General features: G+C 70.1%; 13 protein-coding genes. 10 read left to right on the plus strand and 3 right to left on the minus strand.

The annotated features are described in order from the left end of the window. Positions 1-303: 303 nt before the first annotated feature. A complete protein-coding gene (locus H5965_RS17710) occupies positions 304-2,295 on the minus strand; it encodes an NPCBM/NEW2 domain-containing protein (protein WP_310971103.1) in 1,992 nt (663 codons plus the stop codon). Positions 2,296-2,689: 394 nt separating this feature from the next. Between H5965_RS17710 and sdhC the strand changes: the two genes are divergently transcribed. From sdhC to H5965_RS17730, 4 genes are read left to right on the plus strand one after another with little or no spacing between them, the layout of a single operon-like run. Next, entirely contained in the window at positions 2,690-3,133 is a 444-nt protein-coding gene (gene sdhC, locus H5965_RS17715; protein ID WP_310971104.1) for a succinate dehydrogenase, cytochrome b556 subunit, read from the plus strand. A gap of 1 nt (position 3,134) precedes the next feature. Next, positions 3,135-3,548: a succinate dehydrogenase hydrophobic membrane anchor subunit gene (locus H5965_RS17720; protein ID WP_310971105.1), complete on the plus strand. Its 414-nt coding sequence runs from the start codon at positions 3,135-3,137 to the stop codon at positions 3,546-3,548. A 19-nt stretch (positions 3,549-3,567) separates the two neighbouring features. After that, on the plus strand, positions 3,568-5,322 hold the full coding sequence (gene sdhA / locus H5965_RS17725; protein WP_310971106.1) for a succinate dehydrogenase flavoprotein subunit: 1,755 nt from the start codon (positions 3,568-3,570) through the stop codon (positions 5,320-5,322). After that, the gene (locus H5965_RS17730) at positions 5,322-6,092 is read left to right on the plus strand and encodes a succinate dehydrogenase iron-sulfur subunit (RefSeq protein ID WP_310971107.1); all 771 of its coding nucleotides are present in this window, start codon (positions 5,322-5,324) and stop codon (positions 6,090-6,092) included. Before sdhA ends, H5965_RS17730 begins: the two co-directional genes overlap by 1 nt. Positions 6,093-6,605: 513 nt before the next feature. Here the strand turns inward: H5965_RS17730 and H5965_RS17735 are convergent. Continuing rightward, positions 6,606-7,460 carry an LLM class flavin-dependent oxidoreductase gene (locus H5965_RS17735; RefSeq protein ID WP_310971108.1) on the minus strand — a complete coding sequence of 285 codons (855 nt, stop codon included), beginning with the start codon at positions 7,458-7,460 and terminating at the stop codon, positions 6,606-6,608. Beyond that, complete coding sequence (locus tag H5965_RS17740) at positions 7,457-8,479, minus strand: aldo/keto reductase (RefSeq protein ID WP_310971109.1); 1,023 nt, start codon at positions 8,477-8,479, stop codon at positions 7,457-7,459. Before H5965_RS17740 ends, H5965_RS17735 begins: the two co-directional genes overlap by 4 nt. Positions 8,480-8,566: 87 nt before the next feature. Between H5965_RS17740 and H5965_RS17745 the strand changes: the two genes are divergently transcribed. The 6 genes from H5965_RS17745 to H5965_RS17770 all read left to right on the plus strand — a co-directional run bounded on the left by H5965_RS17745 (position 8,567) and on the right by H5965_RS17770 (position 13,011). After that, positions 8,567-9,133 carry a TetR/AcrR family transcriptional regulator gene (locus H5965_RS17745; RefSeq protein ID WP_310971110.1) on the plus strand — a complete coding sequence of 189 codons (567 nt, stop codon included), beginning with the start codon at positions 8,567-8,569 and terminating at the stop codon, positions 9,131-9,133. Beyond that, a complete protein-coding gene (locus tag H5965_RS17750) occupies positions 9,130-9,564 on the plus strand; it encodes a pyridoxamine 5'-phosphate oxidase family protein (RefSeq protein WP_310971111.1) in 435 nt (144 codons plus the stop codon). The genes H5965_RS17745 and H5965_RS17750 overlap by 4 nt, the downstream gene beginning before the upstream one ends. A gap of 165 nt (positions 9,565-9,729) precedes the next feature. Continuing rightward, positions 9,730-10,938, plus strand: coding sequence for a cytochrome P450 (locus H5965_RS17755; protein WP_310971112.1), 1,209 nt, complete (start codon positions 9,730-9,732; stop codon positions 10,936-10,938). Between the two features lie 95 nt (positions 10,939-11,033). After that, positions 11,034-11,642: a TetR family transcriptional regulator gene (locus tag H5965_RS17760; protein ID WP_310971113.1), complete on the plus strand. Its 609-nt coding sequence runs from the start codon at positions 11,034-11,036 to the stop codon at positions 11,640-11,642. Continuing rightward, positions 11,639-11,839 carry a ferredoxin gene (locus H5965_RS17765; protein WP_310971114.1) on the plus strand — a complete coding sequence of 67 codons (201 nt, stop codon included), beginning with the start codon at positions 11,639-11,641 and terminating at the stop codon, positions 11,837-11,839. The genes H5965_RS17760 and H5965_RS17765 overlap by 4 nt, the downstream gene beginning before the upstream one ends. Continuing rightward, the gene (locus H5965_RS17770) at positions 11,836-13,011 is read left to right on the plus strand and encodes an FAD-dependent oxidoreductase (protein ID WP_310971115.1); all 1,176 of its coding nucleotides are present in this window, start codon (positions 11,836-11,838) and stop codon (positions 13,009-13,011) included. Before H5965_RS17765 ends, H5965_RS17770 begins: the two co-directional genes overlap by 4 nt. The last annotated feature ends 13 nt before the right edge of the window (positions 13,012-13,024 follow it).

Raw genomic sequence — 13,024 nt, forward strand, 5'->3', positions numbered from 1 at the left:
AAACGTTTACTCACGAGTCGCACGCGCGACGAACCGGACACCGAACGTGATCATCGGGCTTACATCGGGCTACTTTCGGGGGGTTGTTTCGCTTTGGGACGGCGAAAATGCCGGTTCGTGTCACTGAGTGTGCCGGGCTGACCGAAGGATGAGCCAGCCCGGTCACTCTGTGAGATGACAGGGAATCAGCCGCAGGTGAGGGTCGGACTCACACGGCGGGCCGGCGGGCGCGCGTCGCGAATGACTCATTGGGGACCTCCGGCGTCCCGAATGAGTCATTCGCGACCTCGGCCGAGCCGGGAGTCAGCCGCAGGTGAGCCGGGCGGCGGCCCAGTCACTCCGGTCGTACGAGTTGCCGTCGCCGCCGTCGGTGACGACCAGCCGCAGGTACTGCGCGCCGTGGAGGTCCGCCGCCAGCGGGACCGCCGGGTCCTGCCACGTCCGGACACCGGTCGACGCCGCGCGAACGCCGTCCGCGTAGACCTCGAACGTGGCCGAGCCCTGTTTGTTCGTCGCCTCGCGCTCGTCGTCGACGCCGACGTCCGCGGTGAACTCCGTGCACCGCCCGCCCAGGTGGAACACGACTTCGCTCGGCGCGTGCGCCCCGAGGCCCTTCGGGTACACCACGCCGTTGATGGTCAGCGGCTTTCCGTCGCCCGCCGGGATGCTGCCGTTGGACATGTCGCGCTCGACCGGGCCGTAGCCGTTCTTCTCCGCGGCCCAGCGCAGGTCACTCGCCCACGCCGGCGTCGCGGGCGGTGCCGCGGGCACGGTCAGCCGCTGTTCACCGGACCAGGTGACCTGCCCGAACCCGGCCGCGCGGTAGGTGACGCCGCCGCGCAGCGCCTCCGTGGAGCCTTCGGTCCCGGCCGGCGGAGTCACCCGCCAGCGTCCGGCCGCCGTCTCGCCGGTGCCGAGCACGACGGCCCGCGGCCGCGCCACCTGCTCGACGCGCCAGCCCGCCGGCGCGGTGAGCGTCACCCGCGGGTCGAACACCGGGACGCGGGCTTCGTCGGTCGCCGACACCGTCACCTCGAAGGGCCGCCCGGCCGGCGTGATCTCGCCCGGGACACCCGGCACCGGCGCGGCCAGCTCGATGCCGGTGCTCACCAGCGGCGCGTTCCGCCACCACGAGCCGCCCGCGTGGACCCGGTAGACGACCGTCGCGTGCGGCGGGACGACCGCGGAGAGCCGGCCCGCCGTCTGGAGGTCGCGGTGGGCCCACAGGTCCCGCGCCGTGTAGCCCGCGGACCGGGGCAGCCCGGCGGCGGCCGCGGTGGTGCCGATCGTGGCGCTCGACGTCGTCTCGTTGAACAGCGCGATCGCGACGTCGCCGCCGGCGAGGGGCTTGGCGAACACCCAGTGTCCGTCCTGGTTGGACAGGACCCGCGCCTGGACGCCGCGGCGGTCCTGGTCGAGCGCGATGACCTCGGTGTTGCGCAGGACGTCGAAGTTCGCCGCCGACACCTTGCGCAGGTCGGCCCCGATGAGCAGCGGCGCGGCCATCATCGCCCACAGCGAGAAGTGCGAGCGGTACTCCTCGGTCGTCATCCCGCCGTTGCCGACCTCGAGCATGTCGGGATCGTTCCAGTGCCCCGGCCCGGCGTACGGCGCGAGCGGCGCGTTCGCCTTGAGGATCTGGAGCATCTTGGCCCAGTTGTCCTTGATGTCACCGGTGGTCCGCCACAGGTGACCGACGTCGGCGCCCCACGTCCACGGCTTGTTCTCGCCCCACTCGCACAGCGAGTACACGATCGGGCGACCGGTCTTCTTCAGCGCGTCGCGCATCTTCGTGTAGCGCTCGAGCGCGGGCCGGCCCTGGTTGTTGCAGTTGTCGTACTTGAGGTAATCGACACCCCAGTCCGCGAACGTCCGCGCGTCGACGTCCTCGTGGTCGAGCGCGCCCGGCTGGGTCTTCGCGCAGGTCAGCGTGCCCGCACTGGTGTAGATGCCGAACTTGAGACCCTTCGAGTGGACGTAGTCGGCCAGCGCTTTGATGCCGCCGGGGAACCGGGCCTTGTTCGCCTGCATGCGCCCGTCGGCGTCGCGCTCCGGCTCGGCCCAGCAGTCGTCGACGTTGACGTACTCGTACCCGGCCGCCTTGAGTCCTTTGTCGACGAAGATGTCGGCGGTGTCGCGGATCAGCTGCTCGTCCACGGCGCAGCCGGTGGTGTTCCAGTTGTTGAAGCCCATCGGCGGTGTCAGCGCCAGTCCGCCGGGCAGCGCTTGCGCGGGCGTGACCGACACCACGGGCAGCAGAGCCGCGACGGCGATCACCAGGCCGAGTCGTCGCACCAGAACGTCACCCCATCGTGAGAGATCCGATGTTTGCCCGAGCGACGCTAGGGACGACACCGCGGTTGGTCAATGACACACGGATACCACCAGCCGTTCGGCGTAGCGCATCAGATATCAGATCCGATAGAGGTCAGATGACCGATGAGCGGGACGGCGGAAGCCGTCGCGCCACCGAGTGCGCTGCACCACACCGCCGGGTGGCGGCGCGGGAGTGCCGGTGTCTGGTCCATCACAGAGGGGAACCCGGAGGTGAGCCGCGTTCCGGGTGCGGGTCTAGCATCCGATTCATCCAGGCTCGATGACGTTGACTCGGCACGGCCGCCGTTCCCGCGGCGGCAGCGGACCTCACCGGCCACCGGGCGCACAGTCAGACGTTGGAGGCCGTTCACCGATGTCCACCACGGCGAGCACTGCCACAGCGGCAGGGGCGAGCGATCGGGCGGGTGCCTCACGCCGGCAGGGGACCTTCTACCGGGGCGACCCCGGCATGTGGTCCTGGGTCCTGCACCGCATCACCGGCGTGCTCACATTCTTCTTCCTGTTCGTGCACGTGCTCGACACCGCGCTGGTGCGCGTGTCGCCGAACACCTACGACCAGGTCATCGAGACCTACAAGACGCCGATCGTCAACCTCCTGGAGGTCGGCCTGGTCGGCGCGGTGCTGTTCCACGCGCTGAACGGCATCCGGGTCATGCTGGTCGACTTCTGGTCGAAGGGCCCGCAGCTGCAGAAGGCGATGACCTGGGTCATCGGCGTCGTCTGGGTCGTCGTGATGGTCCCCGGTGCGTTCTTCATGCTGAAGCGCACCGCCGAGACGCTCTTCGGGGGTAACTGACATGGCCGACCTCGCGCTCGCCAACCCCCGCACCCCGAAGCGCCCGGCCGCGCGCCGGAGCAACTTCGAGCTCTACAGCTGGCTGTTCATGCGGATCTCCGGGCTGGCACTGGTCATCCTGGTGCTCGGCCACCTGCTGATCATGAACGTCCTCGACGGCGGTGTGCACCGGATCAACTGGGGCTTCGTCGCCGGCCGCTGGGCCTCGCCGTTCTGGCAGTTCTGGGACCTGGCCATGCTCTGGCTCGCCGAGATCCACGGCGGCAACGGCCTGCGCACGATCATCGACGACTACGCGCGCAAGGACAGCACGCGGTTCTGGCTGAAGATCCTGCTGTACGTCTCGATGGTGCTGATCCTGGCCGTCGGCACGATGGTGATCTTCACCTTCGACCCGAACATGCCCGCGAACTGAAGCCCGGAGAGCTCCCACCATGCAGTTCCACAAGTACGACGTGGTGATCGTCGGCGCCGGCGGCGCCGGCATGCGCGCGGCCATCGAGTCCGGCCAGCGCGCCCGCACCGCGGTCCTCACCAAGCTCTACCCGACCCGATCCCACACCGGCGCGGCCCAGGGCGGCATGTGCGCCGCGCTGGCGAACGTCGAAGAGGACAACTGGGAGTGGCACACCTTCGACACGATCAAGGGCGGCGACTACCTGGTCGACCAGGACGCCGCCGAGATCATGGCGAAGGAGGCCATCGACGCGGTCCTCGACCTCGAGAAGATGGGCCTGCCGTTCAACCGCACGCCCGAAGGCAAGATCGACCAGCGCCGCTTCGGCGGGCACACGCGTGACCACGGCAAGGCCGCGGTCCGCCGTGCCTGCTACGCCGCGGACCGCACCGGTCACATGATCCTGCAGACGCTGTACCAGAACTGCGTCAAGTACGGCACGGAGTTCTTCAACGAGTTCTACGTGCTCGACCTCATCACCAGCGAGGACGAGAACGGCAACCCGGTCGCGTCGGGTGTCGTGGCCTACGAGCTGGCCACCGGCGAGCTGCACGTCTTCCAGGCGAAGTCGATCGTGTTCGCCACCGGCGGCGCGGGCAAGATCTTCAAGACGACGTCGAACGCGCACACCCTCACCGGTGACGGCCTCGGCATCATCTTCCGCAAGGGCCTCCCGCTGGAGGACATGGAGTTCTTCCAGTTCCACCCGACCGGCCTGGCGGGCCTGGGCATCCTGATCTCCGAAGCCGTCCGCGGCGAGGGCGGGATCCTGCGCAACGCCTCCGGCGAGCGGTTCATGGAGCGCTACGCCCCCACCATCAAGGACCTCGCGCCGCGCGACATCGTGGCGCGCTCGATGGTGCAGGAAGTGCTGCAGGGCCGGGGTTGCGGCCCGAACAAGGACTACGTCGTCCTCGACGTCACGCACATCCCCGAGGAGACGCTGAACGCGAAGCTCCCGGACATCATGGAGTTCTCCCGGACCTACCTGGGTGTCGACCCGGTGAAGGAGCCGGTGCCGGTCTTCCCGACCTGCCACTACGTGATGGGCGGCATCCCGACCAACATCCACGGCGAGGCGTTGCGGGACAACGAGAACGTCATCCCCGGCCTGTACGCGGCGGGCGAGGTCGCGTGCGTGTCCGTGCACGGCTCCAACCGCCTGGGCACGAACTCGCTGCTGGACATCAACGTGTTCGGCCGCCGCGCCGGCATCGCCGCCGCGGAGTACGCGCTGGCGCACGAGCACGTCGAGCTGCCTTCGGACCCGACCAAGCTCGTGGAAGAGCAGCTGGCGGGCCTGCTGTCGGAGCACGGCGACGAGCGCGTCGCCGACATCCGCAAGGAAATGCAGCAGACGATGGACTCGCACGCGTCGGTGTACCGGACCGAGGACACGCTGAAGCAGGCACTGACCGACGTCCAGGCGCTCAAGGAGCGGTACCAGCGGATCACCGTGTCGGACAAGGGCAAGCGGTACAACACCGACCTGCTCGAAGCCGTCGAGCTGGGCTTCCTGCTGGAGCTGGCCGAGGTCCTGGTCGTGGGCGCGCTGGCGCGCAAGGAGTCCCGCGGCGGCCACGCCCGCGAGGACTACCCGAACCGCGACGACACGAACTTCATGCGGCACACCATGGCCTACAAGCAGGGCGCCGAGCTGACGTCCGACATCCGGCTGGACTACAAGCCGGTCACCTTCACCCGCTACGAGCCGATGGAGCGGAAGTACTGATGACTAGCGTTGCCGAAGCTCCCGCCTCTTCCGCATCGGACGAGCACACGCCGATCACGGTCACGCTGAAGATCCTCCGGTTCAACCCGGAGGTCGATTCGGAGCCGCACTGGGAGTCCTACGACGTCCCGGCCCAGCGCACCGACCGGCTGCTGAACCTGCTGTTCTACGTGAAGGACTACATCGACGGGACGTTCTCGTTCCGCCGCTCCTGCGCGCACGGCGTGTGCGGGTCCGACGCGATGCAGATCAACGGCATCAACCGCCTGGCGTGCAAGGTCCTGATGAAGGACCTCCTCCAGAAGGACGGCAAGAAGACCACGATCACGATCGCCCCGATCAAGGGCCTGACGACGTTGAAGGACCTCTACGTCGACATGGACCCGTTCTTCGAGGCGTACCGGGCGATCAAGCCGTACCTGATCACGTACGGCAACGAGCCGACCCGCGAGCGCATCCAGTCCCAGGCCGACCGCGACCGCTTCGACGACACGACGAAGTGCATCCTGTGCGCGTGCTGCACATCGTCCTGCCCGGTGTACTGGAACGACGGCTCGTACTTCGGCCCGGCGGCGATCGTCAACGCCCACCGGTTCATCTTCGACTCCCGCGACGAGGGTTCGGAGGAGCGCCTGGACATCCTGAACGACGGCGAAGGCGTCTGGCGCTGCCGCACGACGTTCAACTGCACGGACGCCTGCCCCCGAGGCATCCAGGTGACGAAGGCGATCCAGGAAGTGAAGCGAGCTTTGCTGTTCAAGCGCGTTTGAGTGGTAGGCAAAAGGCCCTCCGGCAACAGCCGGAGGGCCTTTTGCTTTTCCACCAGGACCAGACGCGGACCGGCGGCCGGGAGCGCAAGGAGACCAACGACGTCACCAGACCTCCCCCGCCCCTCATCCCAGCCTTCTCTTCAGTCGGCGACCGGGTGTGTCAAGGCACGCTTTCCCGCCTTGACACACCCGGTCGCCGACTGAGAATCCCACCGGAGGGGCGGGGGAGGTCGGACCCGCCCAAACCGCGGCAGAAAAGACAAAAGCGTCCTCGCCGGACAGGCAGGCTCCGGGATGACCACCCCTTCGCGCTGTCAACCCACGTTGAGGAGGTGGGCCGCAGGGTGGCCATCCCGTCGCCTGAACTGAGGCCTATCACTTTGAGCCGGGCCCGCAAGCTTGCGTCGTCGGCCCGCTCTGCGCTGTAGGTTGCGGGCCCGGCTCAAAGCGATTTTCACGGCCTCAGGCGACGGGATGACCACCCAGCTCCTCCGATTGCGAGCGCGCCGCGCTCTACCTGCGGATTAGCTCCTCCGCCACCCACTTCGCCACTCCTTCGGGGTATGGACTCCCCAGTCCCAGCACCACATGTTCGAAGCCCGCATCTGCGGCCTCGGCTATCTTTCCGCGGGTCACCTCCGGTCGGTTGTACTCCACTGGCAGGAAGATCGATCGCGTTATCTCCGCCGGGTCGCGGCCGATCTCCCTGCAGTACCTGTCCAGCAAACGACTGCGGCTTGCCAGATCCTCGATGTCGCCGCCGCCCGGGATGTTCCACAGGTTTGCGTGCTCGGCCACCACTCGCAGGGTTGCGCCGGCCCGGCCGCCGATCATGATCGGGGGGTGTGGCTTCTGCACCGGCTTCGGGTTTCCGAATGCTCCCGTCAACGACACGTGCTTGCCCGTGAAGTCGAACGGTTCCGGTGATGTCCACAAGCGGCGGATCACCGTGCACGCCTCCGCCAGGGCCGCGACCGCGTCCTCCTGGCTGTGGTAGGGCAAGCCGTGTGCGTCGTACTCTCGCCGCGCCAGTGGGTGGCTTGGCCGGGAGCCGGCGCCGATGCCGAAGTCGAGCCTTCCGCCCGACACGACGTCGACCGTCGTCGCGATCTTGGCCAGCATTGCCGGTGGGCGGAACCTGTTGCTGGTCACCAGCAGGCCGATGCGCATCCGCGATGTCCGAGCCGCCAGGGCCGACAGGAGGGTCCAGCCCTCGAAGATCGGGCCGGACGGGTCGCCCTCGATCGGCATCAGGTGGTCGAACAGCCACGCGTGCTCGATCTCCGGCACCTCGTCCGCCTCGCGCCACACGCGCAGGATCTCGTCGTACCCCACCTGCATCGGTGCGGTCATGATGCCGAACTTCACCGGCGCCGCCGCAGGGTCGGGTCCAGCAGGGCCGGCGGGGTGTCGAACTTCTCGTCCGGGGCCAGGTCGACGCCGGGCGCGACGATCGAGTCGAGCTCGTCGAGGACGTCGGCCGGCAGCACGGTGTCGGCGGCCGCGAGCTGGGACGTCAGGTGGTCGAGCGTGCGCGGGCCGATCAGTGCGCTCGTCACGCCCGGGTGCGCCGTGACGAAGCCGAGCGCCAGCTGGATCAGGGTGAGGCCGGCGGCGTCGGCCACCTTGACCAGCTTTTCGACGGCGTCGAGCCGGGCCCGGTTGGCCGGGACGTCGAGGTCGAAGCGCTGCGGCAGGACCTTGGCGCGGTTGCCGCTGAACTCCCGGCCCGCGCGGACCGCGCCCGACAGCCAGCCCGAAGCCAGCGGGCTCCACGCCAGCACGCCCATGCCGTACTCCTGGGTCACCGGCAGCACGTGGGCTTCGATGCCGCGCTGCAAGATCGAATAGCTCGGCTGCTCGGTGACGTACCTTCCGAGGTGGTGCTCGCGGGCGGCCCACTGCGCCTGGACGATCCGGTACGCCGGGAACGTCGACGACCCGAAGTACCGGATCTTGCCCGCGCGCTGCAGATCGGTCAGCGCGGAAAGCGCTTCCTCGTCGCTGGTCGTCGGGTCCCAGCGGTGGAGCTGGTAGAGGTCGACGTGGTCGACGCCGAGGCGGCGCAGGCTGTCGTCGAGCGCGGTGACCAGCCAGCGGCGGGAATTGCCGCGGTGGTTGCGCTCCTCGCCGATCGGCATGGTCGCCTTCGTGGCCAGCACGAGGTCGTCGCGGCGGCCGGCGATCGCCTTGCCGACCATCGTCTCCGACTCGCCCTCGCCGTAGAAGTCGGCGGTGTCGATCAGGTTGACGCCCGCCTCGAGGGCGGCGTCGACGATGGCGGTGGCGTCGTCCTGGGTGGTGTTCCCGATGGCGCCGAAGTTCATCGCGCCGAGCGCGAGAGTGCTGACCTGGACACCGGTGCGGCCCAGGGTGCGGTACTGCATGAGAGAGGCCTCCGTGGCAAGATGGAGCAAACGGAACGTTGCTCCGCTAACCATACGGAACACTGCTCCGCTTAGCAAGGAGGATCGGTGGACAAGCCCAAGCGCGCGGATGCCCGGCGCAACGAGAAGGCGTTGCTCGACGCGGCGGCCGCGGTTTTCGTCGCCTCCGGCGTCGACGCGCCGGTCCGCGACATCGCGGCGAAGGCCGGCGTCGGGATGGGCACCATCTACCGGCACTTCCCGACCCGCGCGGACCTGATCATCGCCGTCTTCCGGCACCAGGTGGACGCCTGCACGGAGGCGGCGCCGGCCCTGCTGGCTTCGTGCGAATCGCCGTACGCCGCGCTGGCGCAGTGGATCGACCTGTTCGTCGACTTCCTGGTGACCAAGCACGGGCTCGCCGGGGTGCTCCAGTCCGACAACGCCGGCTTCGAGGCGTTGCACGCTTACTTCCTGGACCGGCTGGTGCCGGCGTGCGGCGAGCTGCTCGACGCGGCGACGGCCGCCGGCGAGGTCCGGGCCGAGGTGGCGCCCCTGGACCTCATGCGCGGGGTCGGCAACCTCTGCATCGGCGCGGACGACCCCCGCTACGACGCGCGGGGGATGGTGAAGCTCCTCGTTGCCGGGCTGCGGTGCGAGACCATGGAGGCATGACGGCGTGGCGGGAGTTCGAGGCGGCGGAACCGGAGTTCGCGGCGCGGGTGCGAGCGTTGTTCGACGCGCACAAGCACAAGACGATCGCGACCCTGCGGGCGGACGGCTCACCGCGGATCTCGGGGATCGAAACGGCCTTCGAGGACGGTGAGCTGACCTTCGGGTCGATGCCTAACGCGCGCAAGGGCGCGGACCTGCGGCGGGACCCGCGGTTCGCGCTGCACAGCGCGACGGTTGACCCGGTCGACGGCGCCGAGGCGCAGTGGCCGGGCGAGGCCAAGATCGCCGGGCGGGTGCGCACCGAGGACGGCGAGCGGTTCGTGGCCGATGTCGCCGAGGTCGTGCACACCCACCTGAACGAGGCGGCGACACTGCTGGTCGTCGAGTGGTGGACGCCCGGCGGCGGCCTGCGCAAGGTCGAGCGCGAGTAGTCCCGCCCTCCGCCCGGAGGTCGCGAATGACTCATTCGGGACCTCCGACGTCCCGAATGAGTCATTCGCGGCACTCGGTGGGCGGCGATTAAGTCAACTGCTTGACTTAACAAGGGATCGTCGCCATCCTCGGGGCAGCGGACATTCACCAACGAGAGGCCCGTCATGACGCCAAGCCACCCCGAATCGCTGCCGCGGTTCCCGTTCGAGGCCGCCACCGCGCTGGAGCCGCCGGCCGAGTGGGCCGAGTTCCGCGAGAAGTGCCCGGTCGCGCGCGTCGCGCTGGCCAGCGGGGACGAAGCCGCCCTGATCACCCGCTACGCCGACGTCAAGACCGTCCTGTCCGACCCGCGGTTCACCCGGCCGACGCCGGGGGACAACGCCGCCCGCGTCGCGGACACCGAGTCGGGCGGGGTGTTCAACAGCGAGATGGCGTCGGTGCTCCCGCAGCACGGCGAGGACCACCTGACGTGGCGCCGCATGATCGGCAAGTGGTTCACCGCCAAGCGGATGAACGCGCTGCGGCCGGGCATGGCGGCGATGGCCGGGCAGCTGATCGACGAGATGGTCGCCAAGGGCGCGCCCGGCGACCTCAAGGCGGGCCTCGCCTTCCCGCTGCCGGTCTGGGTCATCTGCGACATGCTCGGCGTGCCGGACACCGATCGCGACCGGTTCGCCCACTGGTCCGACGTCATGCTCAGCATGACCCGCTACACCCAGGCGGAGTTCGACGCCGCGCAGGCGGAGTTCGGCCGGTACATGGGCGGGCACCTCGCCGCCAAGCGGGCCGAACCGGGTGACGACATCCTCAGCGCGCTGATCGCCGACGGCGCCGGCTGGTCCGACGCGAAGCTGGCCGCCACCGGCATCGGCCTGCTCATCGCCGGCCACGAGACCACCGCGAACATGATCGCCAAGATGACGGCGATGCTGCTGGCCGACCGCAGCCGCTGGGAGCAGCTGCTGGCCGATCCGTCGCTGGTGCGCACGGCGGTCGAGGAGGCGCTGCGGGCGGACGCCAACGCGGGAGTCGGCATGCAGCGTTACCTGACCGAGGACTTCGAAGTCGGCGGCACCGTGCTGCCGGCGGGCACCACCGCGATGTGCAGCATGGCCGCGGCCAACCGGGACGAAAGCGCCTTCGAGAACGCCGCCGAACTCGACCTGACCCGCAGTCCGAACCCGCACCTGGCCTTCGGCGCCGGTGCGCACGCGTGCCTCGGGCAGCCGCTGGCCCGCACCGAGCTGCAGGTCGTGCTGGAAGTGCTGCTGCGCAAGCTGCCGAACCTCGAGCTCGCGGTCCCGGCGGACGAGCTGCGCCGGGTCGAGGGGCTCGCCGTCGGCGGGTTGCGGGAACTGCCCGTCCGCTGGTGACGGCGGCGCGTGGGCCCGGCCGGGGCTGCGCGGCGGCGCCCGGGGTGACCACGGCGGGCCGGGCCGGACGCGCCCGGGCGACCCGGGAGCGGATCTTGGTCGCTGCGGAACGCCTCTACGCCGAACACGGCGTGCTGGCCGTGTCCAACCGGCAGATCAGCGAGGCGGCCGGGCAGGGGAACAACACCGCCGTGGGCTACCACTTCGGCACCCGGGCCGAGCTGGTGCGGGCCATCGTCCGCAAGCACACCGGGCCGGTCGAGCGGCTGCGTGGCCGCCGGCTGGACCGCGGCCAGACCGGGCTGCGGGATTGGCTCGCGTGCCTGGTGTACCCGACGACCGAGCACCTGGCCGAGCTGGGCGCGCCGACCTGGTTCGCCCGGTTCGCCGCCCAGGTGATGACCGAGCCGTCGCTGCGCGAGGTCATCATCGAGGAGACCCTGACGTCCCCGTCGCTGGCGCGGACCCTCACCGGCCTCTACCGGTGCCTGCCCGGACTGCCGGCCGAAGTCCGCGCCGAACGCAACGACAGCACCCGCCTCGTGCTGATGCACGCGATGGCCGAGCGCGAACGCGCCCTCGCCGACGGCACGGGCACCCCGAGGGCCGGCTGGCGCGACACCGCCGCCGCCCTCACCGACGTACTGGCCGGGCTGTGGCTCGCGCCGGTCACGAAGCAACCGCGAGGAAAGGAAAAGCCATGAAGGTCATCGTGGACGAGGCCAAGTGCTGCGGCGCCGGCACCTGCGTCATGCTCGCCCCGGACGTGTTCGACCAGCGCGACGACGACGGCATCGTCATCCTGCTCGACGAGCACCCCGCCGAGGCGCTGCACGCGACCGTCCGCGAGGCGGCGAGCGTGTGCCCGGGGGTCGCGATCTCGGTCAGCGAGCAGGGATGATCGACGACGTCCTGGTCGTCGGCGCCTCGGCCGCCGGGCTCGCGACCGTGGAAGCCCTGCGCCGCAAGGGGTACGCGGGCCGCGTGACCGTGCTGGGCGCCGAAGCGCACCTGCCTTACGACCGGCCGCCGCTGTCCAAGCAGGTCCTCGAGGGGAGCTGGACCCCCGAGCAGACCCGGCTCCGGACCCCGGACGCACTGTCCGCATTGGACGCCGAGTTCGCGCTCGGCGACCCGGCGGTGCGGCTGGACGCCGGCGCGCGGACCGTCCACACCGCGGCCGGGCGGACCCTGACCGCCGACGCGGTCGTGCTCGCCACCGGGCTGCGGCCGCGCACACTCCCGGGGCAGGACGGCCTGGCCGGCGTCCACGTGCTGCGCACCCTCGACGACACGCTGGCCCTGCGTGCGGACCTGGCGCCGGGCAAGCGGGTGGTGGTCGTCGGCGACGGCGTGCTCGGTGCGGAGATCGCCGCGACCGTGTGCGCGGCGGGCGTGCCGGTCACCCTCGCCGGACCTCAATCCGCGCCGCTGGCCTACCAGTTCGGCCCCCTCGCCGCGGGCTTGCTCGCCGAACTGCACACCGCTCGCGGCGTCGAGTTGCGGCTCGGCTCGGCGGTCACCGGGCTCGCCGCGGAAGCCGGCCGGGTGACCGGGGTGCGGCTGGCGACGGGAGAGGTGCTGCCCGCCGACGTCGTCGTGGTCGCCTTCGGAGCCGCGCCGGCGACGGAATGGCTGGCGGGCAGCGGGGTGCTGTGCGACAACGGCGTGGTGTGCGACTCCCGCTGCCGGGCGGCGCAGGGGATCTACGCGGCCGGCGACGTCGCCCGCTGGCACCACGAAGGGCTCGATGCGGTGCTGCGGCTGGAAAACCGGACAAACGCCACCGAGCAGGCGGTCGCGGTCGCGGGGAACATCCTCGGCGAGGACCGCCCGTACACGCCGGTGCCGTACTTCTGGACCAACCAGTTCGACGCCCGGATCCACGTGCACGGAACCCTGTCCGCGGACGCCGAAGTGTCCGTTGTGGAGGGTGACCCGGCCGCGGGGCGGTTCGTGGCGGAGTACCGGCGTGGCGGGGCCGTCACCGGGGTGCTCGGCTGGAACATGCCCAAGCAGGCCCGGCTGCGGCGGCCGGACATCGCCGCGGCGGCCTTCGCCGGGAGAGCCTGAAACCTCGATCTGC

The sequence above is a fragment of the Amycolatopsis sp. 505 genome, from assembly GCF_031625235.1.
In the GTDB taxonomy this organism is placed as follows: Bacteria; Actinomycetota; Actinomycetes; order Mycobacteriales; family Pseudonocardiaceae; genus Amycolatopsis.

Coding starts and splice junctions, on each gene's coding strand:
- H5965_RS17755 (WP_310971112.1), top strand. CDS start 9,730: ATGACGCCAAGCCACCCCGAATCGCTGCCGCGGTTCCCGTTCGAGGCC.
- H5965_RS17730 (WP_310971107.1), top strand. CDS start 5,322: ATGACTAGCGTTGCCGAAGCTCCCGCCTCTTCCGCATCGGACGAGCAC.
- H5965_RS17720 (WP_310971105.1), top strand. CDS start 3,135: ATGGCCGACCTCGCGCTCGCCAACCCCCGCACCCCGAAGCGCCCGGCC.
- H5965_RS17765 (WP_310971114.1), top strand. CDS start 11,639: ATGAAGGTCATCGTGGACGAGGCCAAGTGCTGCGGCGCCGGCACCTGC.
- sdhA (WP_310971106.1), top strand. CDS start 3,568: ATGCAGTTCCACAAGTACGACGTGGTGATCGTCGGCGCCGGCGGCGCC.
- sdhC (WP_310971104.1), top strand. CDS start 2,690: ATGTCCACCACGGCGAGCACTGCCACAGCGGCAGGGGCGAGCGATCGG.
- H5965_RS17770 (WP_310971115.1), top strand. CDS start 11,836: ATGATCGACGACGTCCTGGTCGTCGGCGCCTCGGCCGCCGGGCTCGCG.
- H5965_RS17750 (WP_310971111.1), top strand. CDS start 9,130: ATGACGGCGTGGCGGGAGTTCGAGGCGGCGGAACCGGAGTTCGCGGCG.
- H5965_RS17740 (WP_310971109.1), bottom strand. CDS start 8,479: ATGCAGTACCGCACCCTGGGCCGCACCGGTGTCCAGGTCAGCACTCTC.